This window comes from Streptomyces sp. NPDC047982 (genome assembly GCF_043204165.1).
Taxonomy (GTDB): domain Bacteria; phylum Actinomycetota; class Actinomycetes; order Streptomycetales; family Streptomycetaceae; genus Streptomyces.
The window spans coordinates 12,035-38,404 of the sequence record NZ_JBIDBS010000015.1 but is presented as its reverse complement, the minus strand read 5'-3'; the positions used below and the strand labels follow the sequence as shown (position 1 = coordinate 38,404).

General features: G+C 71.3%; 23 protein-coding genes and 3 tRNA genes. 12 read left to right on the top strand and 14 right to left on the bottom strand.

Annotated elements, in window-relative coordinates; genetic code table 11:
- The first annotated feature begins 53 nt into the window (after positions 1 to 53).
- Together ACGF2V_RS19455 and ACGF2V_RS19450 are read left to right on the top strand one after the other, a co-directional pair.
- Positions 54 to 398, top strand: coding sequence for a DUF6412 domain-containing protein (locus ACGF2V_RS19455; protein WP_362625801.1), 345 nt, complete (start codon positions 54 to 56; stop codon positions 396 to 398).
- 311 nt (positions 399 to 709) lie between these two features.
- Positions 710 to 1,480 carry a YidC/Oxa1 family membrane protein insertase gene (locus ACGF2V_RS19450; RefSeq protein ID WP_362707409.1) on the top strand — a complete coding sequence of 257 codons (771 nt, stop codon included), beginning with the start codon at positions 710 to 712 and terminating at the stop codon, positions 1,478 to 1,480.
- Positions 1,481 to 1,591: 111 nt separating this feature from the next.
- Here ACGF2V_RS19450 and ACGF2V_RS19445 read toward each other — a convergent pair whose 3' ends face one another.
- Complete coding sequence (locus ACGF2V_RS19445; protein ID WP_362707412.1) at positions 1,592 to 2,734, bottom strand: Gfo/Idh/MocA family oxidoreductase; 1,143 nt, start codon at positions 2,732 to 2,734, stop codon at positions 1,592 to 1,594.
- 631 nt (positions 2,735 to 3,365) lie between these two features.
- Here ACGF2V_RS19445 and ACGF2V_RS19440 point away from each other — a divergent pair.
- The 4 genes from ACGF2V_RS19440 to ACGF2V_RS19425 all read left to right on the top strand — a co-directional run bounded on the left by ACGF2V_RS19440 (position 3,366) and on the right by ACGF2V_RS19425 (position 7,096).
- The gene (locus tag ACGF2V_RS19440) at positions 3,366 to 4,241 is read left to right on the top strand and encodes a hypothetical protein (protein WP_392912754.1); all 876 of its coding nucleotides are present in this window, start codon (positions 3,366 to 3,368) and stop codon (positions 4,239 to 4,241) included.
- A 606-nt stretch (positions 4,242 to 4,847) separates the two neighbouring features.
- Complete coding sequence (locus ACGF2V_RS19435) at positions 4,848 to 5,645, top strand: HAD-IIA family hydrolase (RefSeq protein ID WP_362625795.1); 798 nt, start codon at positions 4,848 to 4,850, stop codon at positions 5,643 to 5,645.
- A 151-nt stretch (positions 5,646 to 5,796) separates the two neighbouring features.
- Positions 5,797 to 6,411 (top strand): hypothetical protein, encoded by a 615-nt coding sequence (locus tag ACGF2V_RS19430; protein WP_362625793.1) that lies wholly within the window; start codon positions 5,797 to 5,799, stop codon positions 6,409 to 6,411.
- Position 6,412: 1 nt separating this feature from the next.
- The gene (locus ACGF2V_RS19425; protein WP_362707415.1) at positions 6,413 to 7,096 is read left to right on the top strand and encodes a class F sortase; all 684 of its coding nucleotides are present in this window, start codon (positions 6,413 to 6,415) and stop codon (positions 7,094 to 7,096) included.
- Positions 7,097 to 7,531: 435 nt separating this feature from the next.
- On the opposite strand, the gene ACGF2V_RS19420 is transcribed toward ACGF2V_RS19425, so the two are convergent.
- Positions 7,532 to 7,605, bottom strand: a tRNA-Lys gene (locus tag ACGF2V_RS19420).
- A gap of 183 nt (positions 7,606 to 7,788) precedes the next feature.
- Here ACGF2V_RS19420 and ACGF2V_RS19415 point away from each other — a divergent pair.
- From ACGF2V_RS19415 to ACGF2V_RS19405, 3 genes are all read left to right on the top strand, one after another.
- Complete coding sequence (locus tag ACGF2V_RS19415) at positions 7,789 to 9,306, top strand: peptidoglycan-binding protein (RefSeq protein WP_362707418.1); 1,518 nt, start codon at positions 7,789 to 7,791, stop codon at positions 9,304 to 9,306.
- 25 nt (positions 9,307 to 9,331) lie between these two features.
- Entirely contained in the window at positions 9,332 to 11,011 is a 1,680-nt protein-coding gene (locus ACGF2V_RS19410) for an SPFH domain-containing protein (protein ID WP_362707421.1), read from the top strand.
- Between the two features lie 159 nt (positions 11,012 to 11,170).
- Positions 11,171 to 11,761, top strand: a complete 591-nt coding sequence (locus tag ACGF2V_RS19405; RefSeq protein WP_362625782.1) for a lytic polysaccharide monooxygenase auxiliary activity family 9 protein — start codon at positions 11,171 to 11,173, stop codon at positions 11,759 to 11,761.
- Between the two features lie 18 nt (positions 11,762 to 11,779).
- Here the strand turns inward: ACGF2V_RS19405 and ACGF2V_RS19400 are convergent, their stop codons facing one another.
- The 8 genes from ACGF2V_RS19400 to ACGF2V_RS19365 all read right to left on the bottom strand — a co-directional run bounded on the left by ACGF2V_RS19400 (position 11,780) and on the right by ACGF2V_RS19365 (position 18,099).
- A complete protein-coding gene (locus ACGF2V_RS19400) occupies positions 11,780 to 11,986 on the bottom strand; it encodes a hypothetical protein (RefSeq protein ID WP_392912796.1) in 207 nt (68 codons plus the stop codon).
- Positions 11,987 to 12,277: 291 nt separating this feature from the next.
- A tRNA-Lys gene (locus ACGF2V_RS19395) sits at positions 12,278 to 12,351 on the bottom strand.
- Positions 12,352 to 12,580: 229 nt separating this feature from the next.
- On the bottom strand, positions 12,581 to 13,339 hold the full coding sequence (locus ACGF2V_RS19390; RefSeq protein WP_362707424.1) for an IclR family transcriptional regulator C-terminal domain-containing protein: 759 nt from the start codon (positions 13,337 to 13,339) through the stop codon (positions 12,581 to 12,583).
- A gap of 166 nt (positions 13,340 to 13,505) precedes the next feature.
- Complete coding sequence (gene ehuA, locus ACGF2V_RS19385) at positions 13,506 to 14,417, bottom strand: ectoine/hydroxyectoine ABC transporter ATP-binding protein EhuA (RefSeq protein WP_362707426.1); 912 nt, start codon at positions 14,415 to 14,417, stop codon at positions 13,506 to 13,508.
- Positions 14,407 to 15,063, bottom strand: coding sequence for an ectoine/hydroxyectoine ABC transporter permease subunit EhuD (gene ehuD / locus ACGF2V_RS19380; RefSeq protein ID WP_362625774.1), 657 nt, complete (start codon positions 15,061 to 15,063; stop codon positions 14,407 to 14,409). Before ehuD ends, ehuA begins: the two co-directional genes overlap by 11 nt.
- Positions 15,060 to 15,854 (bottom strand): ectoine/hydroxyectoine ABC transporter permease subunit EhuC, encoded by a 795-nt coding sequence (ehuC, locus tag ACGF2V_RS19375; protein ID WP_362707428.1) that lies wholly within the window; start codon positions 15,852 to 15,854, stop codon positions 15,060 to 15,062. The genes ehuD and ehuC overlap by 4 nt, the downstream gene beginning before the upstream one ends.
- A gap of 24 nt (positions 15,855 to 15,878) precedes the next feature.
- Entirely contained in the window at positions 15,879 to 16,781 is a 903-nt protein-coding gene (ehuB, locus tag ACGF2V_RS19370; protein WP_362707431.1) for an ectoine/hydroxyectoine ABC transporter substrate-binding protein EhuB, read from the bottom strand.
- Positions 16,782 to 17,139: 358 nt separating this feature from the next.
- The gene (locus tag ACGF2V_RS19365) at positions 17,140 to 18,099 is read right to left on the bottom strand and encodes a D-2-hydroxyacid dehydrogenase (RefSeq protein WP_362625765.1); all 960 of its coding nucleotides are present in this window, start codon (positions 18,097 to 18,099) and stop codon (positions 17,140 to 17,142) included.
- A gap of 440 nt (positions 18,100 to 18,539) precedes the next feature.
- Between ACGF2V_RS19365 and ACGF2V_RS19360 the strand changes: the two genes are divergently transcribed.
- Positions 18,540 to 19,361: a decarboxylase gene (locus ACGF2V_RS19360; RefSeq protein WP_362625762.1), complete on the top strand. Its 822-nt coding sequence runs from the start codon at positions 18,540 to 18,542 to the stop codon at positions 19,359 to 19,361.
- Positions 19,362 to 19,649: 288 nt separating this feature from the next.
- On the top strand, positions 19,650 to 20,813 hold the full coding sequence (locus tag ACGF2V_RS19355; RefSeq protein WP_362707465.1) for an LLM class flavin-dependent oxidoreductase: 1,164 nt from the start codon (positions 19,650 to 19,652) through the stop codon (positions 20,811 to 20,813).
- Between the two features lie 373 nt (positions 20,814 to 21,186).
- Here ACGF2V_RS19355 and ACGF2V_RS19350 read toward each other — a convergent pair whose 3' ends face one another.
- Positions 21,187 to 22,986 carry an EAL domain-containing protein gene (locus ACGF2V_RS19350; protein WP_392912748.1) on the bottom strand — a complete coding sequence of 600 codons (1,800 nt, stop codon included), beginning with the start codon at positions 22,984 to 22,986 and terminating at the stop codon, positions 21,187 to 21,189.
- A 579-nt stretch (positions 22,987 to 23,565) separates the two neighbouring features.
- Here ACGF2V_RS19350 and ACGF2V_RS19345 point away from each other — a divergent pair.
- A complete protein-coding gene (locus ACGF2V_RS19345; RefSeq protein WP_362625755.1) occupies positions 23,566 to 24,786 on the top strand; it encodes a M6 family metalloprotease domain-containing protein in 1,221 nt (406 codons plus the stop codon).
- A 227-nt stretch (positions 24,787 to 25,013) separates the two neighbouring features.
- Here the strand turns inward: ACGF2V_RS19345 and ACGF2V_RS19340 are convergent.
- The 3 genes from ACGF2V_RS19340 to ACGF2V_RS19330 form a co-directional block, all read right to left on the bottom strand.
- A tRNA-Lys gene (locus tag ACGF2V_RS19340) sits at positions 25,014 to 25,087 on the bottom strand.
- Positions 25,078 to 25,779, bottom strand: a complete 702-nt coding sequence (locus ACGF2V_RS19335; protein WP_362707436.1) for a hypothetical protein — start codon at positions 25,777 to 25,779, stop codon at positions 25,078 to 25,080. Before ACGF2V_RS19335 ends, ACGF2V_RS19340 begins: the two co-directional genes overlap by 10 nt.
- A gap of 163 nt (positions 25,780 to 25,942) precedes the next feature.
- Positions 25,943 to 26,284, bottom strand: a complete 342-nt coding sequence (locus tag ACGF2V_RS19330) for a hypothetical protein (RefSeq protein ID WP_362625749.1) — start codon at positions 26,282 to 26,284, stop codon at positions 25,943 to 25,945.
- Between the last annotated feature and the right edge of the window lie 86 nt (positions 26,285 to 26,370).

Here is a 26,370-nt window from a genome sequence, read left to right as displayed (position 1 = left end):
CCGGGCACAGCGACAGTGATGCCGGGCCGCGACAGTGACGAGGGGAGGGGCCGATGAGCGGTGACACGAGCCGTCCGCGTGACGGCCTCGCCTGGCTGCCCCGCCCCGTGGCGCTGCTGCTCTTCCTCGTCACCGAACTGTTCACGGCGATCCCGCTCGCCGAGGGCGGCAGCCTCTCCGCCGCCGTGGCCCTCGCCGCCACCGCGGCCGCCGGCTCCGCACTCGTCGCCGCCGCGGTCATCAGCGCCCGTTGTGCCGCGCCCGTGCCCCGGACCCGCGTCCGTACGGCGATACGAGACCGGGAACAGCGCACCGCGTTCCTGCCGCAGCGGGATCCGGACGCCAGGGGCCGCAGACGCCCCCGGGCCCCCGGCCATGCCCTCCTGACGACCGCGTAGGGGCTCGTCCGGTCCGTCCCCCGTCCTGTTCCGTGCGTGGGCACGGCCCGACGGGCGGGGTGGGCGGTGGTGCGTACGCATGGCATGGGTACGCACAGCGCGCCGCCCGTGGCAGGTGCGCGCACGCCCGGCCACGGGTGTCCTTCTCGCGGTTCGTCATGCCGAGTCCGTTCCTCACTCCCGGTGCGCCCGGTGCTCCCGGCACGTCCGGTGCTTCAAGTACCCCCGGTACTTCGAGTGCTTCCGGTACGTCCGGCCCGCCCGGTGCCCCGGCACTCCCGGCACGACGAGATCCCCCGGAGGGCTCACCGATGTCCGTCTTCATGTCCGCGTTCGCCGCCCTGGTCGGCGCGCTGGCCGACGTACTGCACCCGTTCTTCCAGACCGCGTCCACCGCCGCCGCCATCGTGCTGTTCACAGCACTCGTGCGGCTCGCCGTACACCCCCTCTCGCGGGCCGCGGCACGCGGGCAGAAGGCCCGCACCAGGCTCCAGCCGCAGATCGCCGAGCTGCGGAAGAAGCACCGCAAGGACCCCGAGCGCATGCAGCGGGCGCTCATGGACCTGCACAGGCAGGAGAAGGTCTCGCCGCTGTCCGGCTGCCTGCCGAGCCTGCTCCAGATGCCCGCCTTCTTCCTCCTCTACCACCTGTTCTCCAGCCCGAGCATCGGCGACGGGCCCAACGAACTGCTCGGTCACCAACTGTTCGGCGCCCCGCTCGGCGAGCGCTGGCAAGACGCGCTGGCGCACGGCGGGCCGTTCGGGGCGCAGGGGCTCGTGTACCTCGGACTGTTCGCGATCGTCACCGCCGTGGCCACGTTCAACTTCCGGCGTACGAAGCGCCAGATGGCCGCCAATCCGGTCGTCCCCGCCACCGGGCCCGACGGCGAGCCCGTTCCGGGCATGGGCGCGATGACGAAGCTGATGCCGTTGCTGTCGTTCGCCACCTTGTTCACCGTCGCCGTGGTGCCGCTCGCCGCCGCCCTGTACGTCGTCACCAGCACCACCTGGACCGCGGTCGAGCGGGCCGTCCTCTACCGCGACGTGCCCGCCGCCGGCGCGGCGGCCACCACCACGGCGTGACCGGGGCCGTGCCCCGGACCTGGGGCGAGCGACGGCGGGGTGTGCCGGTCCGGTGGGTGGGTCCCGTGGGGGAACGAGGGCTTGCGGGGTGCCCTGTCCCTCCCGGGTTCGTCAGACGTCGGTCGTCGGGTCCGCGGCGGGCAGGGTCACGGTGACTCCTTCGTGGGCCGAGCGGCGTGCGGCCTCCAGCACGTCCAGGGTGGCGGCGGCCTGCAGGGCGGTCACCGGATTGTCACCCCTGCCGCGCAGCGCGTCGGTGACGGCCGCGTAGTACGCGCGGTAGTCGCCCGGCACGGTGGGGACCGGCGCGCCGCCGCCCGTCAGCGGGGACTCGCCCGAACCGATCCGCCCCCACAGCGCCTCCGGTTCCTCGCCCCACGGCCGGTCGTCCAGGGGGCGGACGCCCGCGCGGAGGGCGGCCTCCTGCGGGTCGAGACCGTACTTCACATAGCCGGCGGACGTGCCGAGCACTCGGAAGCGGGGGCCGAGCTGGGCGGTGGTGGCGCTGACGTACAGATGTGAGCGGACCCCGTTCGCATGGGTGAGAGCGAGGAACGTGTCGTCGTCGGCGGCGGCGCCCGGGCGGCGCACGTCGGACTCCGCGTACACCCGCACCACCGGCCCGAACAGTACGAGCGCCTGGTCGACGACATGGCTGCCCAGGTCGTACAGCAGCCCGCCGATCTCCCGAGGATCACCCGACTCGCGCCAGCCGCCCTTGAGCTGCGGACGCCACCGCTCGAAACGGGACTCGAAGCGCTGTACGGTGCCCAGCTCGCCATCCGCGATCAGCCGGGCGAGGGTGCGGAAATCGTTGTCCCAGCGGCGGTTCTGGAAGACCGACAGCAAGAGCCCGCGTTCCCGTGCGAGTGCCGCGAGCTCCCGTGCCTCGGCGGCCGTACCGGCGATCGGCTTGTCCACGACGACCGGCAGACCGGCTTCGATCGCGGCGGTGGCGAGCGGTACATGGGTCCGGTTCGGTGACGCGATCACGACCAGATCGAGTTCGTCCGCCCGCCGCCACAGCTCCTCGGACGACGCGGCGAACCGCACGGTGGGGAACTCGGCCCGCGCCCGCGCCCGCCGCTCCTCGTCCGAGGTGACGACCGTGTCGAGCGTGAGACCGCCGGCCGCGGCGATCAGCGGGGCGTGGAACACGGACCCCGCCAGTCCGTAGCCGATGAGTCCGACGCGCAGGGCGGTCGGGGAGGTCTCGGACGCCACAGGCGTCCCGGGAGTCGCGTTGCCAGTCATACGTGCCACTTAAGCAACGCGGTTGCCCATGCGCGAGAGCCGGACGGGCCGGGGGAGAACGGGGATGGCGAGGGGACGACGAGGGACGACGAGGAGGGGACGGGGAAGGGGGGACGACGAGGAGGGGACGGGGAGAGCGGGTTCGGGACGGGGCGGTACGGGGGCGGGCCCCGGGCTGGGCCGATCGAGCGGTCCCGGCGGCCGGCCGGGAAGCAGTCCGGCACGTCGGCGCCGCTCGCCCCGCACGCACGTGGCAGTGTCGCGTCCAGAACCGTGAACTCCGGCGCACAGGCCGGGCGGGTGCTGAAGATCTTGGCCGGGCCCCGCGGTAGCCGACGCGCACATCTCCCGCGCCTTGTGGTTGTACGCGCCGGCCGCCGTTCCAGGTCCGGCCAAGGTCTTCAACGCTCGCCCGGCCCGTGCCCCGCCCGCCCGACGACCGGTCGGCCTGGCCGGCCGGGCCTCGGGCGAAGGCGCCGGGTGAGCGCCCGGCGAGCGGCGCGGGCCGTTCGGCGTGGTGAGGCGCACCGGGCGTCCGGCGAGCAGGAACAGCCGCAGCCGTCTGGTGAACAGGAACGGTCATCCGGTGAGCAGGACCGGTCGTTCGGTGAGCAGCGAAGGTGAGCCCCGCATGTCCCACACACCACCCCCGTCCGGCACGTCCGCCGCATCCGAAGTCTCCCCGCCCACCGGGCGGACGCGGCACGGACTGGCGCTCGGGCTGGCGGCCGCGAGCGTGGTCCCCGCCGTTCTCGGTGGCACGTCCGGCGCGCCCGCCGCCGCGTCGTCGGCCACCGCCGTCGCGAAGCCGGACGCCGCCACCGACGACGAGCAGCCCGGCTGCGTTGATCCGAAGGCGCGCGAGTTCCCGATCCGCACCCGCATCCACGGCGGTCCGGACACCTACGCGTCCGGCGGCGGGTACGGAACCTGGTTCCTGGACCTGACCAACACCACGGACGAGGCGTGCCGGGCCGTTCACCCGGTGCTCGTACTCGTCGACGAGGAGCGGAAGCTGACCTCGGAACAGATCCAGCTCGTGTTCTCCGAGCAGAGCCGCCCCGATGTGGAGCACCGCGTCACCTGGGAGACCACCGACCAGGACGAACACATCGGAGTCTTCGGCGACGCTGACGGCGAGGGCGAGGGCGGTGCGGGTGCCGATGACGGCGGCGCCGGCTCCTTCGAGGGGTTCACCGTTCCTGCAGGTCGCACCGTCACCGTCCGGGTCAAGATGGCGTTCACTTCGGACACCAGCCCGGGGCGGGTCACCGCCGGTGCGGCGATCGTGCAGCGCCTGCCCGCGCCGAACGGTGGGGCGGGCAAGCGCGACGGGGGCGGCAAGGACGACGGGTCATGGGTCGGTGGGTCCGACGGCTACACCTTCGCCGTCGTCGAGGACCGCCAGAGCGACGGCGGCGGCGAGCGGGAGGACGAGACGTACGTAGCCGACGTCGACAAGGTCCGTGAGACGGGCGGGGACCGGCGGGACCGACACGGCTCGTGAGGCCGGCAGGATCGGGGCGGGATTGGCGGGAGCGGCGGGACCGACACGGCTCGTGAGGCCGGCAGGATCGGGGCGGGATCGGTGGGATCGGCAGGACCGACACGGCTCGTGAGGCCGGTGGGCCTCGTGAGGGCGACCGGGGAGGCAGTGCCAGCGCGACCGGAGAGACGCGCAGCCGGCCCGCCGACCCCGGGCCGACAATGCCCTGCGGCCGGCGGCGACACCCCACCCTCGCCCCTGCCCGCGTCCGGCCGCACTCCGGCACCGCGGGCACCTGGAGCACGGGCCGCAGACGCATGTCGGCGCCTGGAAGTCGGCCACCGGCGGCTGAGCCGAGGGCCGGGGCCGAGGGCCGGGGCCGAGGGCCGGGGCCGAGGGCCGGGCCGACAACGGGCCCTGACCGTAGAGTCCGACGGCCGAGGTGCGGTGACCCCGAGGCGCGGCGACCGGTGTTGGCGGCGGAGTCGGCCGCTGACGCCGGGTCCCTGTCCCCCTTCCACCGTTCGGCCGATGGGGCGAACGGACGCTCTAAACTCGGGGGCGTCGGCGCTGCACAAGGCGGTGCCGCCGGCGTCCCCGCACACGCGTACGGCAGGAGTCCCACGCATGGCAGAACGCAAGCCGATCTCGTCCTGGCTCACCGACATGGACGGAGTCCTGATCCACGAGGGGACGCCGATCCCCGGGGCGGATGCCTTCATCAAGCGGTTGCGGGACTCGGGCATGCCCTTCCTGGTCCTCACCAACAACTCGATCTACACCGCCCGGGACCTGCACGCCCGCCTCGCACGCATGGGTCTCGACGTGCCCGTGGGGAACATCTGGACCTCCGCTCTGGCCACCGCCAAGTTCCTCGACGACCAGCGGCCCGGCGGTACGGCGTACGTCATCGGCGAGGCCGGGCTCACCACCGCCCTGCACGACATCGGCTACGTCCTCACCGACCACGACCCCGACTACGTGGTCCTCGGTGAGACCCGCACCTACAGCTTCGAGGCGCTCACCAAGGCGATCCGGCTGATCAACGACGGCGCCCGTTTCATCTGCACCAACCCGGACGAGACCGGCCCTTCCGCCGAGGGGCCGCTGCCCGCCACCGGGTCCGTCGCCGCCCTGATCACCAAGGCGACCGGCAAGGCGCCGTACTTCGCGGGCAAGCCCAACCCGCTGATGATGCGTACCGGGCTGAACGCGATCGGCGCCCACTCCGAGTCCAGTGCCATGATCGGCGACCGGATGGACACCGATGTGCTGGCCGGTCTGGAGGCGGGCATGCAGACCTTCCTGGTCCTCACCGGCCTCACCGCGGTCGCTGACATCGACAAGTACCCCTTCCGGGCGTCCAAGGTCGTCGATTCCATCGCCGACCTGGTCGATCTGGTCGACGTCGCCGGCGAGGGCTGAGCCCGGCGGAAAGCAGGGCAGGAGCGGGACGGGAGCCCGGTGAGCGGCGGCGGGAGTCGACCGGAGACCGGCCCGCTGCCCGCGCTCGCTGGGGCCTCCTGCGGATGCGGAACGACGGAGCAGGCGTGAACCTTCACAGAGGAGGTTCACGATGCGTTCCATATCCCTCACGCTCTGTGTCGGTGCGGTCGTGGCGGCCACCCTGGTGCCAGCTCCTGCCGCGCTGGCCGAATCGGACCCCGCCGTCGTTTCCCGAACCGGTTCCAGTTCGGGCACCGGTTCCAGTACCGGCTCGGATACCGGCTCGGGGGCCTCTCTCTCCGTGACTCCGCGCTCCGTCGCCCCGGGCGGCGAGGTGGCCCTTCGGTTGGACGGCTGCGGCGGAGAGAGTGCCGAGGGCAGCTCCGACGTCTTCGCCTCGAAGGCGCGTTTCGCCCCCGCCGCTGACGGGACCCTGTTCGCGCGGGCCCGGATCGGCGCCGACGCCTCACCCGGTGACCATGGTGTCCAGGTCGTCTGCGCCGACGCCGGCGACAGAGCCACCGGCACGGTCACGGTCACGGTCGCCGGACGGGACGGGGTGGCCACCCCCCTGGCCCCGGTCCGCGCGGGTGGCGGCGGCACCGCCGCGGCCACCGACCAGGAGGCCCGGCGGAGCGGTCCCGGCACCGTGCACGCCGTGATCGGCCTGGTCCTGGCCGCTATCGCTGTCGTCGCCGCCGTGTTCCGCAGTGCGGCGCGCCGTCGCCGCCGGGCGGCGGACTGACATGCCCGCCGCGGACGCCCCCGCCGGTCACGGTCGGCTGCTCGCCGGGACGGCCTGGGCCGTGCTGTTCCTGGGCTTGTGGGGCTGGGGCCGTGACATCACCGACGGTTCCGGTGCCGGTTCCGCCCCGACCACCGGTGACATCGCCGCCGTCGGCCGCCCGCTCGGCGTCCTGCTGCCCCCACCCCACGAACCGATCGAGGGTGCCACGCCGCTACGGATCGAGGTCCCGTCGATCGGTGTCGACGCGCCCGTGGTCGCCCGCGGCCTGGACGAGGACGGCGCGATCGAGCCGCCGTCGTTCGACGCGCCCCGCGTCGTCGGCTGGTACGGCGCCGGCGCCGAGCCCGGTGCGAAGGGCCCCGCTCTCCTCGTCGGCCATGTCGACACCGAGACCAGGCCGGCCGTCTTCTACGGACTGAGCGCGGCCCGCCCTGGTGCCAGGGTCGAGGTGACCCGCACGGACGGCACCGTCGCCGAATTCACCGTCGACGACGTCCAGGTCCTCACCCGTGAACGCTTCAACGCCGACAAGGCATACGGCCCCCGGAAGAAGGGGCGAGCCGAGCTTCGCCTGATCACCTGCGGCGGTACCTACGACCGGGCGTCCCGCTCCTACGACGCCAACGTGGTCGTGTCGGCCTACCTGACCGGCGAGAGGCCGAAGGGGAACAGCGGGAGCTGACCGGGCCCGCGCCGTAACCCGCTGCCTCCCCGCCGCTTCCCTGTGGAGACCATGCTGGGTCCCTGCTGAGCCGCTGTCGACGGGTCCGGCCAACTCCGGATCGCCGCCCACGTCACGAACTTCCCTCGTTGCACACGATTCTGACGTGGCGTCGGTTGAATTTCGCTGTCGACCGCGAAGGGTCTGCGATCAGGAGCCCCTCCTGCCGCCTGACTGCCGGTCAGTTCGGCTCGGCGGTCACCGGGGTGCCGTGCGCGGAGTGACTGGATCATCACTGTGTGGAGTTCTTGCTGCCGTGTAGCGGTCGCGTGTGTTCTGCGCGTTTCCTGCGGAGTCGTGACTTCGTGAGGGGGGGCCGCCGCGCGGTCGCCCTGTGGGGTTGCCCGTGCACGAACAAGGTCCCCTCACGCTCGGTGAGGGGACCTTGACTTTGCGTGCGCCGCCAGGGACTCGAACCCCGGACCCGCTGATTAAGAGTCAGCTGCTCTAACCAACTGAGCTAGCGGCGCCTGCTGACCTGGAGAACTTTACCCGAAGGAGAGGGGTGCTCCTGGCCATTTCCTGTCCGGCACGGCCTGTCGGATGGTCGTTTTTTCTCTCCTATCCGTCAAAATGCAATATGTCATAAGGGTTGAGACACTGACGCCCGTACAGATGCGCCCAAAGATCTTGAGAACGCAGAGGGGACTCGCATGACTGTGCCGGCTTTCGAGGAGTACGTGCCCGCCGTCGACTGTGCCTGTGCGGGGTGTGCCGCACAGCGGCGAACCGCCGGGGCCCTGGCCGTGCGGGACGGGGGTCATCCGGGGGCCCACGGCGCACGCCGCGTGCTGGTGCTGGCCACCGCGGCTGGTGTGGTGCTGAGCACCGGGGTGGCCGAGGCGGTGAAGGTGCCGGGCGGCCAGGTGGCCGACGCGGCCGGTTCGGCGGAGGCGGCCGGAGCCTCCCGTTCGGACGAGGCGACGGCATCGGTGGCCGAGCCGGAAGTACCGGACGCACCGGAGGCATGGGACACGCCGGATGCACCGGACGCATGGGGCGCACCGGAGGGATTGGATGCGCCGGACGCATGGGACGCGCCGGATCCGGTGGCCCCGGACGAGGCCGCCGCCCCACCCGCCGGGGCCGGCGTGGACCCGGACACCCCGCAGGGCAGGCCGGGCCCCGTACAAGGCTCCGGTTCCGCCGGCCCGCCCGCGTACACGAACGCCTCGCTCACGCTGCGCAAGACGACCCGTGCCGCGATCATCAACCGGGCGAAGAAGTGGGTCTCCGCGCAGGTGCCGTACAGCATGTCGAGGTACTGGCACGACGGCTACCGGCAGGACTGCTCCGGCTTCGTCTCGATGGCCTGGAACCTGCCCGGCAACGAGTGGACCGGCAGCCTCGCCCGGTACGCCACCAGGATCGCGCGGAAGGACCTGCAACCGGGCGACATCCTGCTCTTCCACAACCCCTCGGACCCCAACAAGGGCTCGCACGTCACGATCTTCGGCGGCTGGACCGACTACACGCACACCCATTACACGGCGTACGAGCAGGCGAGGCCGCACACCCGCAAACAGACGACGCCCATGGCGTACTGGAGCCACTCCGGCTCGTACGTCGCGTACCGGTACAAGGGGCTGAGCGGCGGGAGCGGCGATGGTGGCGGTTCGTCGACCTCGTTCCCGGGCGCCGGGAAGTTCGGCCCCGGGGCCAACAACAAGTACGTCACCCAGCTCGGGAAGATGCTGGTGGAGCGGGGTGGGAGGCGTTTCTACTCGTCCGGCCCCGGTCCGGACTGGGGCGACGCGGACCGGCGCGCCACGCGGGCGTTCCAGAAGGCCCAGGGCTGGAAGGGCGACGAGGCGGACGGCATCCCGGGCCCCCACACCTGGCGCCTCCTGGACAACGGGACGGGCAACGACATACCCCGTAAGGGATCCGGCGGCACCGGATCCGGTGGCGGTGCGAGCGGGCCGAACGCGGATTCGGCGTTCCCCGGACGCAGCTATTTCCGGCCCGGTCAGTCCAACGCCCATGTCGAGAGGCTCGGCAGGCAGTTGGTGAAGAAGGGCTTCGGCAAGCACTACCAGTCGGGCCCCAGCCGCCGGTGGAGCGAGGCGGACCGGCGCAATCTCGAAGCCTTCCAGCGGGCCCAGGGCTGGCGAGGCGCGGAGGCGGACGGCTACCCGGGACCGGAGACCTGGCGGCGGCTCTTCTCATGAGGAAACGGACATGACGGAGGCGGGAATGAGATCCACGGCGTCGGACGGTGCCGGAGCGCCGGAGGACGGGGAAGAGCGGGAAGAGGCGCGGATGCGGGAGCGGACCCCGGTGAGTACGAACGGTCCGGGTGAGGACGGCCGGCCCGAGGGCGCGGCAGACCCGAACGGGGCCACCGCCCCGGCTACGGACGCCGTCACGGCCACGGACGCCGTCGCGCCGTCCGGCCCGGTCCCGGACCTGGACCAGGCGCTGGACCTGGATCGGGATCGGGGCCTGGCTCTGGACCTGGATCGGGGCCTCGCTCTGGACCTGGAGCGGGATCGGGGTCTGGCGCTGGAGCCGGACCCAGACCCGGATCGGGATGTCGAGGCATCGGCTCCGGCCACGGCCAAGCCCTCGGCTCCGTCTCCGTCCGCGTCCCCGTCTCCGTTCACGTCTGCGTCCGCGTCCCCGTCTCCGTTCACGTCTGCGTTCACGTCACCGCTGCCGTCTCCCTCCCGGCACCGCGACGCCGCCCGGCACCGGGACGTCGTCGACCGCACCCTCGGCGGGGCCGAGCGGCCCGTCGCCGCGCCGTCGGGCACCGGGCGGCGCCACGCGGTCATCGGCAGCGAGGCGACCGCGACCATCCCCGTCCACCTGCTCTTCCGCGACGACCCCGGGAACACCGAGACCACCGGACTGCCCACCAGCCCGGCGCGGCGGGGGCCCGGTGGCGGGGGCGTCGCGCGGGAAGTGCGGCGCCCGCCCGCGCCACGGGGACCGCAGGTGCGCCCGCCGGCCCGGCCCGCGCCGGCCGGTGACCCGGAACTCGCGGAAGGCTCCGGGCCCGCGCTGCCCGGCTGGGTGGCTTTGTTCACCGCGCTGTGCGGGATCGCCGGAGCCGGGGCCGTCCTCTGGTGGACCGGCGCGCTGCCCGTCGCCGCGCTCGCTCGGTTCGGGGTCGCGCCGCGACCGTACGACGGGATCGGGCTCGGCGCCTGGGCGGCCCTCGCCGCGCTGGCGACGCTGGTGCTCTTCGCGCTCGGCGGACTGAGCCGAGGGCGCGTCGGATACGCGTGGGTGCTCACGCTCTTCGGCAAGTACCGGGGGAGTGTGCGGCGGACCGGGCTGATGTGGATCAGCCCGTTGCTGCTGCGCCGCCGGGTCGACGTACGCCTGCGGCACTGGCGCAGCGAACCGACGCCCGCCGTGGACGCCAACGGCACCGCCCTGCGCGTCGTCGTCCTCGTGGTGTGGCGGGTCCGCGACACCGCGCGGGCGCTGCTCGGAGTCGAGGACCACGAAACGTATCTGCGCGAGCAGGTCGAAGCGGCGATGGCCCGGGTCCTTTCCCAGCTCCCCGCCGACGCCTTCCACGAGGACGCGCCCACCCTGCGCGACGCGGAGGCCGTCGGCGACGCGCTGACCCGGATGCTGAAGGCGGACTGCGCACCCGTCGGCATCGAGGTGTACTCGGCGCAGCCGACCGGGATCGAGTACGCGCCCGAGGTCGCCGCGGCCATGCAGCGTCGCCAGGTCGCCGCCATCGACGCCAAGCACCGCGACAGTGTGCTGACTTCGGTGGTCGACGCGGTGGACGACACCGTCAACCGGCTGACCCAGCGAGGCATCGTGGAACTGGACGACTACGAACGGAAGCTGCTGGTCAAGGACTTGACGGTGGCGTTCTACACGGGACGCGGCGGGAACGAAGGGGTCTGAGGGAGCCGGGAGACCGCTTTGGCGGCGAAGCGGAATCCCGCTCCCATTGGCCTGGACATGCTCAGTGCTCATCAATAACCTGGGACTTGGTCTAGACCGCAGTGCGTGTGCGCAGCAAGGCTCATAGAACCTCCCCCACGTTCTTGAGGAGCGACAGCAATGCGTAAACGGTCAAGTGCGGCCGTAGTCGGCCTGGCGATCGCGGGTGCTTCGTTGTTCGCGACGAGCAGTGCCAGCAGCCACGGCTACACCGACAACCCCATCAGCCGCCAGAAGCTCTGTGCCAACGGGACTGTGACGGGCTGCGGAAACATCCAGTGGGAACCGCAGAGCGTCGAGGGTCCGAAGGGTTTCCCGGCGGCCGGGCCGGCCGACGGGGAGATCTGCTCCGGCGGAAACTCCGTGTTCGCCCAGCTCGACGACCCGCGTGGTGGGAACTGGCCCGCCACCAAAGTGACGGCTGGTCAGGAATTCAGCTTCCGCTGGCAGTTCACCGCCCCCCACGCCACCTCGGACTTCCGCTACTACATCACCAAGGACGGCTGGGACCCCACCGAGCCGCTCACCAGGGCTGACCTGGAGCCTCAGCCCTTCATGACGGTGCCCTACGGTGGCAATCGGCCCCCGGCGACCCTGACTCAACACGGCACCATCCCCGCCCAGAAGAACGGGAAGCACATCATCCTGAGCGTCTGGAACGTCGCCGACACGACGAACGCGTTCTACGCCTGCTCCGACGTGCAGTTCTGACGCGGGGTGCTGAAGCACTCAAGTGCCGAGGCGATGCGGCCGATGCCTGATGCCTGATGCCTGACGCCTGGCGCCTGATGCACGACGCGTGACGCCCGGCGCGCGACGCACGGAGATGTCCATGGAGACGAGGAGAAGGGGCAGCAGGAGGACCACGAAGGCGGTCCATTCCCAGCGGCCGGCGGGGTGGCCGCGCTCGGCGGTAGTGCTCGTGGCGTTCGTCACGCCTGGAGCGTACGAGTATCTAGTGCCGCATCAGGCAACGTTTGCCCCGTCGCACCGCCCGGCACGCACGCTCGCGGCGTTGGCCGAAAGCCCACGTAGCCCGCTACGAGGGCATTCGGCCGCCTTGCGATCGCACGCACCGGACGCCGCTCCTTCCGGGCAAACCTTGCCGGTCACGGCACTAGAACGCTGCCTGGCACAGGTGTGTAGAACGTTCGTACATCTCGATGAGCAGCAAAAAACGCGCTGGGCGGTTCACGTGTGTACATGAACCGCCCAGCGCGTTGCCTGTGCGCCGCCAGGGACTCGAACCCCGGACCCGCTGATTAAGAGTCAGCTGCTCTAACCAACTGAGCTAGCGGCGCCTGCTGACAAGAAAATAATACCTGCTCCTGGAGGGTGCTGATGACGCCGGCAATAAACCGCTGAAAACGGGATGAAATGGGATGATTCACCCTGGGGGAAGATCGGGGCGGGGAGTGCCGACGATCGGACGGCCTCCCTCCGGCACGACGGCCCCGCCTCCCGCACGACCGCCCTGCCTCCGACCGGACGGCGACCCCGCCTTCGACCGGGCGGCGGCGAGGACGGCCTTCAGAGCGCCAGCGACAGCAGCACGGGTGCCGCCCGCCGGTTCAGGGTGTCCGCCGCCGAGCGCAGGCGGTGCGCGTCCTCGGCCGGGAGGGAGAGTGCCAGGCATCCGGCGGACGAACCGGCCGTCAGTGGCACCGCCGCGCACACCGTGCCGACCGCGTACTCCTGGAGGTCGAGCATCGGGACGGTCGTCGGCTGGCTGTCGAGCTTCGAAAAGAGCACCCTCTCGTTGGTGATCGTCCGCGAGGTGAGCCGGGCTGTTTTGTGGCGCGAGAGATGGTCGCGGCGGCCGTTCAGGTCGAGCTGGGCCAGCAGGCACTTGCCCACCGCCGAGGCGTGCGCGGACGACCGGAAGTCGACCCACTCGTTGACGGCGGGGGCGTGCGGGCCGTCGGCGTACTGCGTGACCCGGACCTCGCCGTCGACGTACCGGCTGATGTAGACGGCCGCGCCGACCGAATCGCGCAGTTGCGCCAGCGACTGCTGGAGTTTCGCCTCCAGGGCCAGCCTGCGGGCCGTGCCGGAACCGAGGAGCAGCAGCGAGGCGCCGATGACATACGCCCCGTCGGTGATCTGCTCGACGTACCCCTCGCGGCGCAGTGTCAGCAGCAGGGAGGTCAGGTGCTCGGCGGGCAGCCCCGTCTCCCGGGAGATCTGGGTGTCCGCCACGCCGTTGCCGTACTTGGAGACCGTTTCGAGAACACGAAGGGCGTGCCGCACCGAGTGGAACGGTGCGGTCGGTTCGGGCTTCAACGGCACGGTATCCCCCTACCAGATGGTGACCGCAAGCTCTGGGCTCACGATAGCTGCCAACCGTGCCTCGCGAGCCGGTTCTTGACGACGCGACGATGCGCCCCGACTCCGCGAACCGGGGCGCATTCGTGTGGCATATGTCACCGTCGTTGGCATGTGAGGAGTGGCCAGGTCACAGCACCGCGGCGAGAAATTCGCGCGTGCGTTCGTGTTCTGGATCGGAGAAGATCTTCTCCGGCGGCCCTGATTCGATCACGCGTCCGGAATCAAACATCAGCACTGTCTTCGAGGCGTCGCGGGCGAAGTTCATCTCATGGGTCACGCAGAGCAGGGTGATGTCGGTGTTCCGGGCGATGTCGCTCAGCAACTCCAGTACGCCCGCGACCAGTTCCGGGTCGAGCGCGGAGGTCACCTCGTCCAGCAGCAGGATTTCCGGGCGCATCGCCAGCGCGCGGGCGATCGCCACCCGCTGCTGCTGTCCGCCCGACAGCTTGGAGGGGTGCGCACCGGCCCTGCCCGCGAGCCCGACCATGTCGAGCAGTTCGAGGGCGCGGGACTCCGCCTCGTCGCGGTCCATGCCGAGGACGTTGACCGGGGCCTCGGTGACGTTTCGCAGCACACTCATGTGAGGGAAGAGGTTGAACTGCTGGAAGACCATGCCGATCTTCCTCCGGACCTCGCGCAGATGCCTCTCGGTCGCGGGCTTCAGCGATCCGTCGGATGCCCGGACGTGGGACAGCGGGTCGCCGTCCAGCCAGATGACGCCGTCGCTGACCTTCTCCAGCGTCATCAGCAGTCGCAGGATGGTGGTCTTCCCCGAGCCGCTGGGCCCGATCAGGGTGATGTGCTCTCCGCGCCCCACGGAGAAGTTCAGCCGGTCCAGAACGACGTGATCGCCGTACCGCTTCACGACGTCCTCGAAGCGGACCAGTGGCCGGCCGGTCCCCGTGAGCGCGGGAGCGTGTACGGGGACGGCATCCTCCGGGGCCCCGGGCGGTCCGGAGGGTCCGGGAGTCCCGGAGGGGCTGGGGGGTTCGGGGGCCGTGCCCGCGTTCTTCCGCAAGGGGAGGGGTTCAGTGGCCAAGGCGCTTCTCCAGCTTTCTCATCAGCAGCGAGGTCGGACAGCTCGCGATCAGGAAGATCAGTCCGGCGAGTGTGAACGCCTCGGTGTACGCGAAGTGGTCGGCGCCGTACTTGCGGGCCTCGAAGACCATCTCCTGCACCGTGATCACGGCAAGGAAAGGAGTCTCCTTGAACATCGAGATCGCGTAGTTGCCGAGGGCGGGCAGGACGTTGCGCACCGCCTGCGGCAGGATCACGGCCTGCCAGGTCCGGCGCGGCGTGAGTGAGAGAGCCCGGCACGCCTCCCACTGCCCCTTCGGCACGCTGTCGATCCCGGCCCGGTACACCTCGGAGGTGTACGCGGCGTAGTGGACGCCGAGCACCACGATGCCGGTCGTGAGCGGCTCCACCGACGGGAACAGGGCGGCGGCGCCGACGAGTTGGACGAGCAACGGGGTGGACCGGACGAACTCCGTCAGAACCCGCACCGGCACCGTCACGAACTTGCTCGGCGCTCGTCCGGCGACCGCGACGGCGAGCCCGAGCACCGCCGCGAACAGCGTGCCGAGCACGGTCGCGAGCAGGGTGACCCGGAAGCCTTCGAGCAGCAGGGGCAGGGCGTCCCCGACGGCGTTCCAGTCGACACCGCTTGCCGTGGAGCCGTTCACCGGGCACCTCCGGAGGCCGAAACGACGCCGGAGGCCGACGCGATGCCGGAGGCCGACGGGATGTCGGAGGCCGACGGGATGGCCGGTCCGGGGCCGCCGCCCCGTGGTGGTGAATCCGTGCCGGACGAGAGCCCGAGCCGCCGCTTGGCGCCGCGCTCCAGCATGTTCATCAGCAGGGTGAGCGCGTAGGCGAGGACGAAGTAGGCGACCAGCAGGGTCAGATACGCGGTGAGCGTCTCGCCGGTGCGGTCGCGCAGTTGTTGGACCGTGGTCATCAGATCGGCCGCGGAGATCAGCCACAGCAGCGGCGTGCACTTGAGCAACTGGATCAGCAGATTCGTGAACGACGGGATCATCTGCACCCACGCCTGCGGGAGGATCACGCGCCACATCCGCTGCGAGGGCGTCATGTTCAGGGCGACGGCCGCCTCGAACTGGGCGCGGGGAACGGAGTTGATCGCCCCGCGCACCACCTCGGCCCCGTACGCAGCGTAGTTGAGACCGAAGGCGACGACTCCGCACAGCAGCGGCGTCAGTTCGTACCCCGTCAGCGGCGGCATGGCGTAGTAGAGCCAGAACAGTTGGATGTAGAGCGAGGTGCCGCGGAAGAACTCCACGACCACGCGCGACACACCGCGCGGCACCAACAGCCGGCTGACCGACATCAGGCCGAGGACGAACGACAGGACCAGGGCGAGCGCCGCGCCCAGGACGGTGGCCTGGACGGTCACCCACAGCCCCGAGCACAGGTGCGGCAGATCGTCGAGGAGGGCGGAGAGGAAATCACTCATGCGGTGCGCTCCCTCCCGTCCCCGTCAGCCCGCGCACAGATCGGCTGTCTTCAGCGTGGCCGGCGGGAGCTCGCCGGCCCCGAAGCCGTACTCCTGGAGCAGGCCCACGTACCGCGAACGGTCCGAGACGATCTTCTTCAGCTCCCGGTTGAAGGCGTCCCGCAGCTCCTCGTTGCCCTTGCGGAACACGGCACCGCCGGGGCTGTACTGCTTCCTGCCGTCGAGTTCCGGAACGAACGGCCCGGTGACCTCGGTCTCCGGGTTGGTCCTCGCCAACCAGCGCAGCGAGATGCCTGTGAGCAGGAACGCGTCGATCCGGCCGCCCTTCACCGCGTCGGCGCCGTCCTGCGGCTTCTGCAGCGTCTTGATCCTGTCCTTCGGGAGGCCCGCGCCCTCGGCGTACGCGCCTTCGACGGCACCCGACATCACACCGACGGTGATCCCGGCGGCCTTCGCCGTTGCCAGGTCGGTGACCTTCTTCGGGTTGCCCTTCTTCACCATCAGCGCGGTCGGGGAGATGAACTCGGGCTCGGAGAAGAGGGCGTTGGCACACCGCTCCGGAGTGATCGCCATGCCGGCGCTCACCACGTCGTACTTGCCCGCCTGGAGGCCGGGGATCAGTCCATCCCACTCGGAGAGGGTGGGCCTCAGCTCGTCGACCCCGAGCGATTTGAAGATCTCGCGGTGCAGGGTCGGCGCCTCGCCCTTGAGCTGCTTTCCCTCCAGATAGCCGTACGGGGCCTCGTTCGCGTACGCGACCCGTACGAAGCCCTGCTCGCGCAGCTTCTCCAGGGCGCCCGCGCCGTCCGCCGCCCCAGCGTCGGTCTTGCTGCACGAGGAGAGCAGACCGGGAACGACGAGCAGGCCGCCCACGGCCGCCGATCGGTTGAGGAAGCCTCTGCGGGACAGGTGGGGAAAGTCGGCCATGGTTCCTGAACTCCTGGAGAGACGAGGCGTTTTGGACAGGTGGAGCGCCTGCCCGATCCCGTACGTCTATGCAGGAAGCCCCCGCCTGTTGCCGAACCGTGGCCCGAGGGTGACCTTTCCGTGTCCCGTTGCCGGTGCGGTGAGGGGCGTTATGACGCCCGTGATGCCGTGCATCCAAAGGAATATGGCTGGACGTCAGTAGGCCCCCCGTGTGGAGTCGGTGCGGCGCCGGCCGGGCGCGGTGGGCCGGGTGCGATGGCTGGGTGCCGGGAGTTCGGGGTGGGGCGGGGGCGCTGCCGGGTGCGGGTGCCGGTGCGGGTGTCGTTGTCGGTGTCGGGATATGAGGCAGGGGTGAGGATCAGTCGTCGTGGTCCCGGACGGGGACGTATCCGCGTCGCTTGTCCACCACGTTCGGCAACGGCTGCCCGGCCGCCCAGAGTTCGTACATCCTCACGAACTGTTCGGCCAGCCGGTCCCGTCGGCCGGCTGTGTCGCCGCTCATGTGCGGTGACACGATCAGATCCGGTACGTCCCACCACGGGCTCCGGTGATCCAACGGTTCCTGGGCGAACACGTCGAGTGCCGCGCCCGCGATCCAGCGTTTGCGCAGCGCCGCCGCCAGGTCGTCCTCGACGACGAGCGGGCCAGGCCCCACGTTGATGAACCGTGCCGACGGCTGCATCAGCCCGAAGAACCGCGCGTCGAACATGGCGCGGGTCGACTCCGTCAGCGGTACCGCGCAGATCACCCAGTCGGCCTGGGCGGCCAGCCGGTCCAGGTCCGCCGCGCCGTGGACGGTGCGCCGGGCCGTGCGGCCGACGAGCGCCACCCGGACGCCGAGGGCGATCAGCAGCCGCGTGATCTCCCGCCCGATCGGACCGGCGCCGACGACGACCGCGCGACTGCCCGCCACCGGCACGCTCTCCCGGTGCCGCCACACCCGCCGGTGCTGGAGGTCCAAGGTGCGCGGGAGGTCCTTGGCGAACGCCAGCACCAGTCCGGTCACGTACTCGGCGACCGGCCGCTCGAAGATGCCGCGGGCGTTGGTCACCACCGTGTCGGAGGTGACCAGCTCGGGGCAGAGCAGTCGGTCCACGCCCGCGCTCGCGGTGTGCACCCACACCGGACGCGGCCCGTCGCCCGGCCACGCGGTGCGTACCGCGTCGGAGGCGGCATCCCACACCAGCAGCACATCGGCCTCCGGGAGCCGCGCGGCGAGTCCGGCCCCGTCCGTGTACCGGACGGCGGCACGTCCGATCAGCCGACCGAGACGCGGCGACGGGTCGGTGTCCAGGACGAGCAGGGTGGGCTCGGGCATGAGAGACGGTCGCTCCGCTCCGTCTGATGCGTCTGGGGTGGGTGGATTGACCACGCTCGCACCCGCGTCCGCCTTCGTCAACAGCACGCGACGGGCCCGAAGGCCCCCGGGAACCCTCCGATGGCTGGACCCGGCCGGTCCTCGGCAGAAGGGGGAATACTGGGAGGAAGCGCATGAAAACGGATGCCGTGGTGCCTGCGAGAACGCACGGGAAGGTGCCGGGGCGGACAGGGGGCAGGGCTGGAGGGAGACGGTTGGGGGACGGACGGGAACGAGCAGGCGCGTCAGGAGCAAGGAGGGGTGAGCGGGAGCGGGCGGGAGCAAGCGGGAACGGGACTGGCGGGCACAGCAAGGGGTAGGCGAGAACGGGCTGGAGCAGGCAGGAACGGAACGGGCGGGAACGAACAGGCGCAGTGCAGGCGGGAACAGGAAGGGCGGACATGACGACCCTCGGCATTCTCTACCCGGGCCACTTCGCGGAGGACGACTTTCCGCGGATGGAGATCCTGCTGGACGCGGTCCGCCTCGTCGTGAACCACACCGCCATCGACGAGGACGTCTATCGGACCGATGCGCTGATGAGAGCCGGTGCGCCCGAACGGCTGGCCGCCGGGGTGGCGGAGCTCCAGCGGGCCGGTGTCGAGTGTGTCGTGTGGGCGAGCGGCGCGGGCAGCTTCCTGTACGGCTGGGAGGGCGCCCATGAGCAGATCGCCGCTCTGGCCCGGGCCGCCGGGGTGCCCGCGTCCAGCACGTCCTTCGGCTTCGTTCACGCGGTGCGGGAACTGGGCGCCGCCCGCGTCGCCGTCGCCACGACCTACCCCGAGCACATCGCGGCCCTGTTCACCGCCTTCCTGCATACGGCGGGCATCGAAGTGACGGCCACCCGCACCGCCGCTCTGGCCTCGGCCGCCGAGGCCGCCCGTTGGGGTCCGGACCAGGTGAAGGAGCTCGCCGAAGCTGCGGACCGGCCGGACGCGGAGGTGGTGCTGCTGCCCGACACGGCCCTGCACACCGTCTCGTACGTGACGGAACTGGAGGAACTCCTCGGCAAACCGGTCCTCACCGGGAACCAGGTCACGGCCAGGGAGGGGCTGCGGCTCGCGGACCGCCGCGCCTGGTCCCCGAGGCTGGGCAGGATCTTCGCTGACCGCGAGGCACCCCCGGCCCCGGTCGCCAGGTGGGGTGAGGGCCGCGCCTGGGCGCACAGCGGCGGGAAGGGCCATCCCGGGAAGCGCGCCGAGCCCGGTCGACGGGGGGAATGAACCGGCCGCGGACCGCAGGTGGAGGAACGAGTCCGAGCGAGGCGGGAACGAGGGGCGGAACAGGGTCTACGACGCCGAACAGGGCGGAGCGGGGTCGGAATAAACGGAGGTCTCCTCCTGTTATTGAGCCGGACAGGGGAGCCGCGGCCGTGGTCACAGCCGTGGTCGCGGCCGTTCGCGTACCCAGGCGCAGACGCGTACGCGCGCATACGCGGACGGGCGGGCATACGCGGACGCGCGGGCATCACCAGGAGAGGCGGGGACGTGAACGAAATACGGGGCAACGAGATGCGGGGCAACGAGGTGCGGGACGACGAAATCCGGGACGCCGAGGTCCACAGGAACGATGTGCGGGGCGACGGGCACCAGGGCGCCGGAATCCGGGGCAGGGCGCAGGGCGCGGCCCCCGTACCCCTCTCCGTGCTGGACCTGGTGACCGTGGGCCGGGGCCGCACCGCCTCCCAGGCGCTGCGCACCGCCGTGGACATCGTGCGGCTCGCGGAAAGCCGCGGCTTCCACCGCTACTGGGTCGCCGAACACCACTCCATGCCCGGCGTCGCCTCCTCCTCACCGGCCGTGATCCTGGCCCATCTCACCGCCCGCACCGAACGCATCAGGCTCGGTTCCGGTGGGGTGATGCTGCCCAACCACGCGCCGCTCGTCATCGCCGAGCAGTTCGGCACCCTCCAGGCCATGGCCCCCGGCCGCATCGACCTCGGCCTCGGGCGCGCCCCCGGCACCGACGGCGCGACGGCCGCCGCCCTGCGTCGTACCGACCGGCCGGGCGAGGGAGCCGACGACTTCCCGCAGCAGTTGGCCGAGCTGACCCGGTTCCTGGACGACGACTTCCCCGACGGCCATCCCTATTCGCGCGTCCACGCGGTGCCCGGGCCGGTCCAGGCCACCGCCGAGGGCGGCGTCCAGTCCCCGGCCCGCCCGCCGATCTGGCTGCTCGGTTCCTCCGGGTTCAGCGCCCGGCTGGCCGGCGTGCTCGGTCTGCCGTTCGCCTTCGCCCACCACTTCTCGGCGCAGAACACGATCCCGGCCCTCGATCTGTACCGGGATTCGTTCCGGCCGTCCGCGGTGCTCGACGCCCCGTACGCGCTGATCGGTGTCTCGGCCCTGGCCGCCGAGGATGAACGCGAGGCCCGTCGACAGGTGCTCTCGGGCGCGCTGTCCATGGTCCGGCTGCGCACCGGCCGCCCGGGGCTGATCCCGACGCCGGAGGAGGCGGAGGCGTACGCCTTCACGCCCATGGAGCGCGACTTCGTCGACGGCTGGCTGTCCAACGTCGTCCACGGCACGCCGGACGAGGTCCGTACGGGCCTCGACGCCCTGGCCAAGCGCACCGGCGCCGACGAACTGATGATCACCGCCAATGCCCACGGCGGCGAGGCACGTCTGCGCAGCTACGAACTGATCGCGGACGCGTACGACCTGCCGACGGCCTGACTCCGACCGTTCGTCACGGACGACCCGGGGCCGCGAGACGGCGGGCCCGGGCCGGGTCGCCCCGGCGCGCCCGTACCGCCCGGGAGCACTCCGGGCCGCCGGGCGCGCACGACGTCACTCCAGGACCCACCGCCCGGGTGCACCCGCCCCGGTGCACCCGCCCCGGTGCACCCCTGGGCCGCACCGGCCGAGACCACTCCGGGCCGCCGCCCCGGGTGGCACCGCTCCAGGGCCGCACCGCCACCCTCCCCAGGGCGCAGCGCTCCGGACCGCATCGCCCCGGCTCGCACACGGTCGGTTTCCGACGGTCGGCTCTCACGCGGCCGGCTTCCGGCAGTTGGCTCTCACACGATCGGTTTCCGGCGGCCGACTCTCACACGGTCAGTTTCCGGCGGCCGATCAGTTCCGCGATCCGCTCCGGGGCCACCGCGCGCGAGTACAGCCAGCCCTGCCCGGTGTCGCAGCCGATCCTGCGCAGCCGTTCCGCCTGGCCGGCCGTCTCCACGCACTCCGCGGTGACGGTCAGGCCCAGGCGGTGTGCCAGGTGCACCATCGCCTCGACGATCGTCTCGTCGGCCGGGCTCGCGTGGGCGCCGTCGTCATGGCGGAAGCCGCGTACGAACGAGCCGTCCAGCTTCAGCACGGAGACCGGCAGCCGGCTCAGATAGGCGAGGTTGGAGTAGCCCGTCCCGAAGTCGTCGATGGCGATGCGCACGCCCATGTCGCTGAGCTGTTGGAGGGCCTGGAGCGGGCGGCCCGCCGAGCCCATCACCGCGGATTCGGTCAGCTCCAGTTGCAGCAGGCCCGGTTCGAGGCCGGTCTCGGCGAGAATCTCCGCGACGTCGGTGACCAGATCGGAGTCCCATACCTGCCGCACGGCGACGTTGACGCTGATGAACAGCGGCGGTTCGGACGGGTGGTCGAGCTGCCAGCGTCGCGCCTGGCGGCAGGCGGACCGCAGCACCCACCGGCCCAGCTGGACGATCGAACCGTCCTCCTCGGCGATCGCGACGAACCGATTCGGCGAGAGCATGCCGAACTGGGGATGGTTCCAGCGGACCAGGGCCTCCACCCCGCGCACCACCCCGTCGGCCATGCCGACCAATGGCTGGTACTCGATGGTGAACTCGCCGCGTTCGACGGCCGGCCGCAGGTTGGAGGAGAGGGTCTGCCGGGTCATCCGGTGGGCGTTGCGCTCGGGGTCGAAGACCGTCCAACGGGCCTTGCCGTCCGCCTTCGCCCAGTACAGGGTGGTGTCGGCGGCCTGTACCAGACCGGTCGCCGAGGTGCCGGTGACCGGCCGTTCCACCACTCCGATCGAGGCCGAGACGGAGAGCCGCCGCCCGCCCAGGTCGAACGGCTTCTGCAACGCGGCCAGCACCCGGCGGGCCAGATCGGTGAGCTGCTGCGTGCCGGTCGAGTCCTCGACCAGGATCGCGAACTCGTCGCCGCCCAGCCGCGCCACGAGATGGGGCCCATGGCGGTGCCGCCCGTCCTGGACGTGCGGGTCGTCCTGGGACGCGCAGTCCGTGAGCCGTCCGGCGACGGCCTCCAGCAGTTGATCGCCGACCCGGTGCCCCATCGTGTCGTTGACGGCCTTGAAACCGTCGAGATCGAGGTAGCAGAGCCCGATCCGGCCGAGCCCGGGGGCGATCCGGTCGTCCTGGTACGGAGGCGGCTCCAGAATGGCCGAGAGTCGTTCGAAGAACAGGGCCCTGTTGGGCAGCCGGGTCACCGGGTCGTGCATCTGGAGATGGCGCAGCCGTTTCTGGAGTTCGCGCCGGTCGCTGATGTCGGCGACGGAGAGCAGCACACGGCCGGGTCCGGGGCGGCCGGTCCTGCCGCTCCCCGTCCCGTTCCCCGCGCCACTTCCTGGGCCGGGGCCGTTCCCCGCGCCACTCCCCGGGCCGTTCTCCCGATCGGGCATCGGTACGACGGTGACCTCGGCCCACAGCGAACGGCCGTCCGGATGCTTGAGCCTGCGCGTGCACTGGAACCGCGGACGCCGCCCGTGCAGCACCTCGCGGTACGCGTGCCAGGTGCGGCTGTCCGCCGCGAGGTCGAGGAGGTCGGCCGCCGACTGCGTGGTCAGCACCGAGGGGCAGGAGCCGAGGAGAACGCCGAACGCGTCGTTGGCGGCGACCACCAGGCCCTCGTGGTCGACCACCGCCATCGGGAGCGTGGCTGCCCGAAAGGCCGCCCGATATCCGAGCGACTCGGATCCATGACCATCGACGAGACGCCATGAGGAGTCACGCTCCGTGATCGACGGGCCTGCGGAGTGGGAGTGTGTGCCCACCGCGGGCCTCGGCCCTTCGGAGGTTCCGCTCACCGTTCGCTCCTGCCGTGCAGTTCTGTCCTGAACAGGTGGGGCCGGACTGGCCCGCCGCTGGGTGTACCGCCGTGGGAGGCGGTAACCGTGGGGGAAAGCCCGGTGAAGCATAGAGGTTGGCGCGTCGGCCGTTCCAGCGTCCGACCCTTCCGCGCCACGCGTTCGCCCCGCATGGGTCAGTCCCGCATGGACCCCATTGCCCATGATTGATCTTTTGTGAGCGATTCCGGTCTGGCTCCGCTCTCTGGTGGCATAGCCGTGATTGATTGTGACTGTCCGTGAGGGTTAACCGCCTCGGCGGGCTGCTGACTCGACTGGGGCAGCTCAACAGGACGAAAGCCTCGAACCGCCACAAGGTGGTGCGTGATCGAATCTCGCACCCCGGAGGTAGTTGTGCCGCGTCAGCGCAGAACCGGGAGAGTGGAGAGGCCGAGTCTGCGCGGTGTGGCCGCGGCCGCTACCTCGCTTCTGGCGCTCGTGGCCACCTCCCTCGTCGCCGGGCCGGCCGCTGCCGCCACCGGCGAGGAGGGCCCATGCGCGCTGCCCCGCACCGAGGCTCACCACTCGCTCGGTGTGGCCGGCTGGGACGACGCCTACCCCCGCCCCGCCCGCCCCCTCGACGCGGTCATGATCTTTCTGTCCTTCCCGGACCACAGCCCCACCACCACCCCCGCCGAGCTCGCCGCCGACCACTTCCCCGCCACCACCCACTTCTTCCAGCGCTCCTCCTACGGAAAGTTCACCCTGCGCCCGCACCCGCTGCGACAGTGGATCCGGATGCCCAGGCCGTCGGACTGGTACGGCATGCAGCGCGACTGGGACAGCGAACGGCGCGCCGCCTATCTGCGTGACGCCATCGCTGTGATCGACCCGAAGGTGGACTTCTCGCGGTTCGACATCGTCTATCTGGTCGCCGACCCGGACGCCCCGGGCGTCGACTCCGATGCCACCAAGGTCGTCAATTTCGGCCGCCCGCTGCGCATGGACGGTACGGACATCCGGCGCATCGTCACCGTCTTCGAGCAGCATCCCCCGGACCGCAACGTGCTGGCCCACGAGACTGGGCACCTCTTCGACCTGCCCGATCTCTACCACCGGCCGGCCGACGACGAGGGCGACTGGGACACCTACGTGGGTGACTGGGACCTGATAGGGAGTCAGTTCGGGCTCGCCGCCGACTTCTTCGGCTGGCACAAATGGAAGCTGGGCTGGCTGGAACGGGAGCAGGTGATCTGCGTCCAGCGCCCCCAGGACGTCGCGCTGGAGCCGGTCGCGGCCGTGCCGGCGGCCGGTGCCCCTCTCGGTACCCGGCTCGTGGTGATCCGTACCGGCGCAGGGAGCGCCGTGGCCATCGAGGCACGCGGCGCGACCGGCAACGACCGGACGACCTGCACCGAGGGCGTCCTGATCTACCGGGTGCGCAACGATATTCCGTCCGGCGACGGCCCGGTCGAGGTCATCGACACCCATCCCGGCACCGGGGCGTGCTGGGGCCGGTCCGTCTACGCGCCGCTCGCGGACGCCCCGCTGCGCGCCGGCGAGACCTTCGGCATCCCGGAGGCGCACACCAGGATCGAGGTCCGCGGCCGAAAACCTTCGGGTGCCTGGGACGTCCGGATCATTACGGGAGCGCAGCCGTGAACCGGTAACACAGTCGTGAACGGGACGTGGCGCGGGCCGGGTGGCTGACGTCGGCCGGGGGATGGCGCGGGACCGGACCGGGAGAGGGGTCCTGCGGACCGGAGGGGCGCCCTGCGGGCTGGGAGGCGCGCCTTAGGGACTGGCGGAGGCGTCCTGCGGATCCGTCCGATCCGTCGCGAGCACGAAAAAGCCCCCCTCGCTCTCGCGAGAGGGGCTTCCTCCGTCTGTGCGCCGCCAGGGACTCGAACCCCGGACCCGCTGATTAAGAGTCAGCTGCTCTAACCAACTGAGCTAGCGGCGCCTGCTGACGTCGTAGACATTAGCACCCTGATCGGCGGTAGGAGAAATCGGATTCCGGGCCGCTGCCGACAGTGCTGATCTGGTCACCCGTACGCAGGCCCACAGCAGGACGTCCGGCCCCGGCAGCCAGGGGTTACGGGTGTCGGGGGCGACCACCCAGCGGGGGCCGGACGTGGTCGCGGTGCAGGTCAGCGGTGGGACGGTCACCGCGTCCCCGGTGCCGTGGCAGAGCAGGGGCGGGACCCTGGCGTCGTCCGCGCCGCCGCGCGGTTCGAGGCCGCCGGCCCACTCCTCCCAGTCGAGCAGCGACGGCAGCCGCTGCGCGGTGCCGGGCGAGGCGAACAGCAGCATCCGGCCGCGGTGCGTGGCGACCGGCCCCGAACCGGGGCCGTCCGACCACAGCTGCTCCAGCATCCGGCGCCCGAAGAGCGTGGGTACGTTCACGACGTCGAAGGCCGATCCGCACGGCAGCACTCCGGGCGAGTCGGGGCGCGCCTCCCACCGCGTGAGTGTGCTGCGCGGATAGGCGGAGGCGCTGGCGAGCCATGCGGCACCGGCCGCCGTCACCTGGGTCGTCTGGCTCGTGGACCGGTCCTGCAGAACGGCGAGGATGCCGGCGTCGCCGTACCGGGGGCCCCGGTGAGGGGTGGTGCCATGGTGCAGGGTCGTTTCGTCTGGCAGGCATGCGCTCATGTGCCCATGTCTACCGGGCGTGATCAAGCGGACTCCGAGAGTTGCTGGAAATGGGGACAGGAGTGGGTGGGAAGGAGTATCTTGCACCCCGGCATATGCCAGTGGCTGTGACCCGGCTTCTCGGGCTGCTGCTCCCGCCACGTCGGCGGCTGTCCCCGCCTTGTCAGGGAGCCGAACCGCCCAGCAGGCTTTGGCCGAACTCGACCATTTTCCTGGCGTAGTCCTCGGTCCACTCGGCGCGTTCCGCGATGTCCGCGGTCGTCAGCCGGTCGAACCGACGCGGATCGGCGAGCTGCGCGGCGGCGATCGCCTGGAACTCGACCGCGCGATCGGTCGCGGCGCGGAAGGCCAGCGTCAGCTCGGTGGCTCGGGCCAGCAGCTCCCGCGGATCCTCCATCGACTCCAGGTCGAAGAAGTGCTCGGGGTCGGCGACCGCGGCCGTCGGCTCGAAGAGCAGGGGTGCGGGGCGCAGCCGCTGCTGTTCGTTCCGCTCGGGGTGTGGCATGTGGTGAATCCTCCTTCGGCGGGGCCCGCAGGATCCGGGCGGGCTCCCTCGGGCCCTCGTGGGCCACCCTCCATTGTCCAACGCCG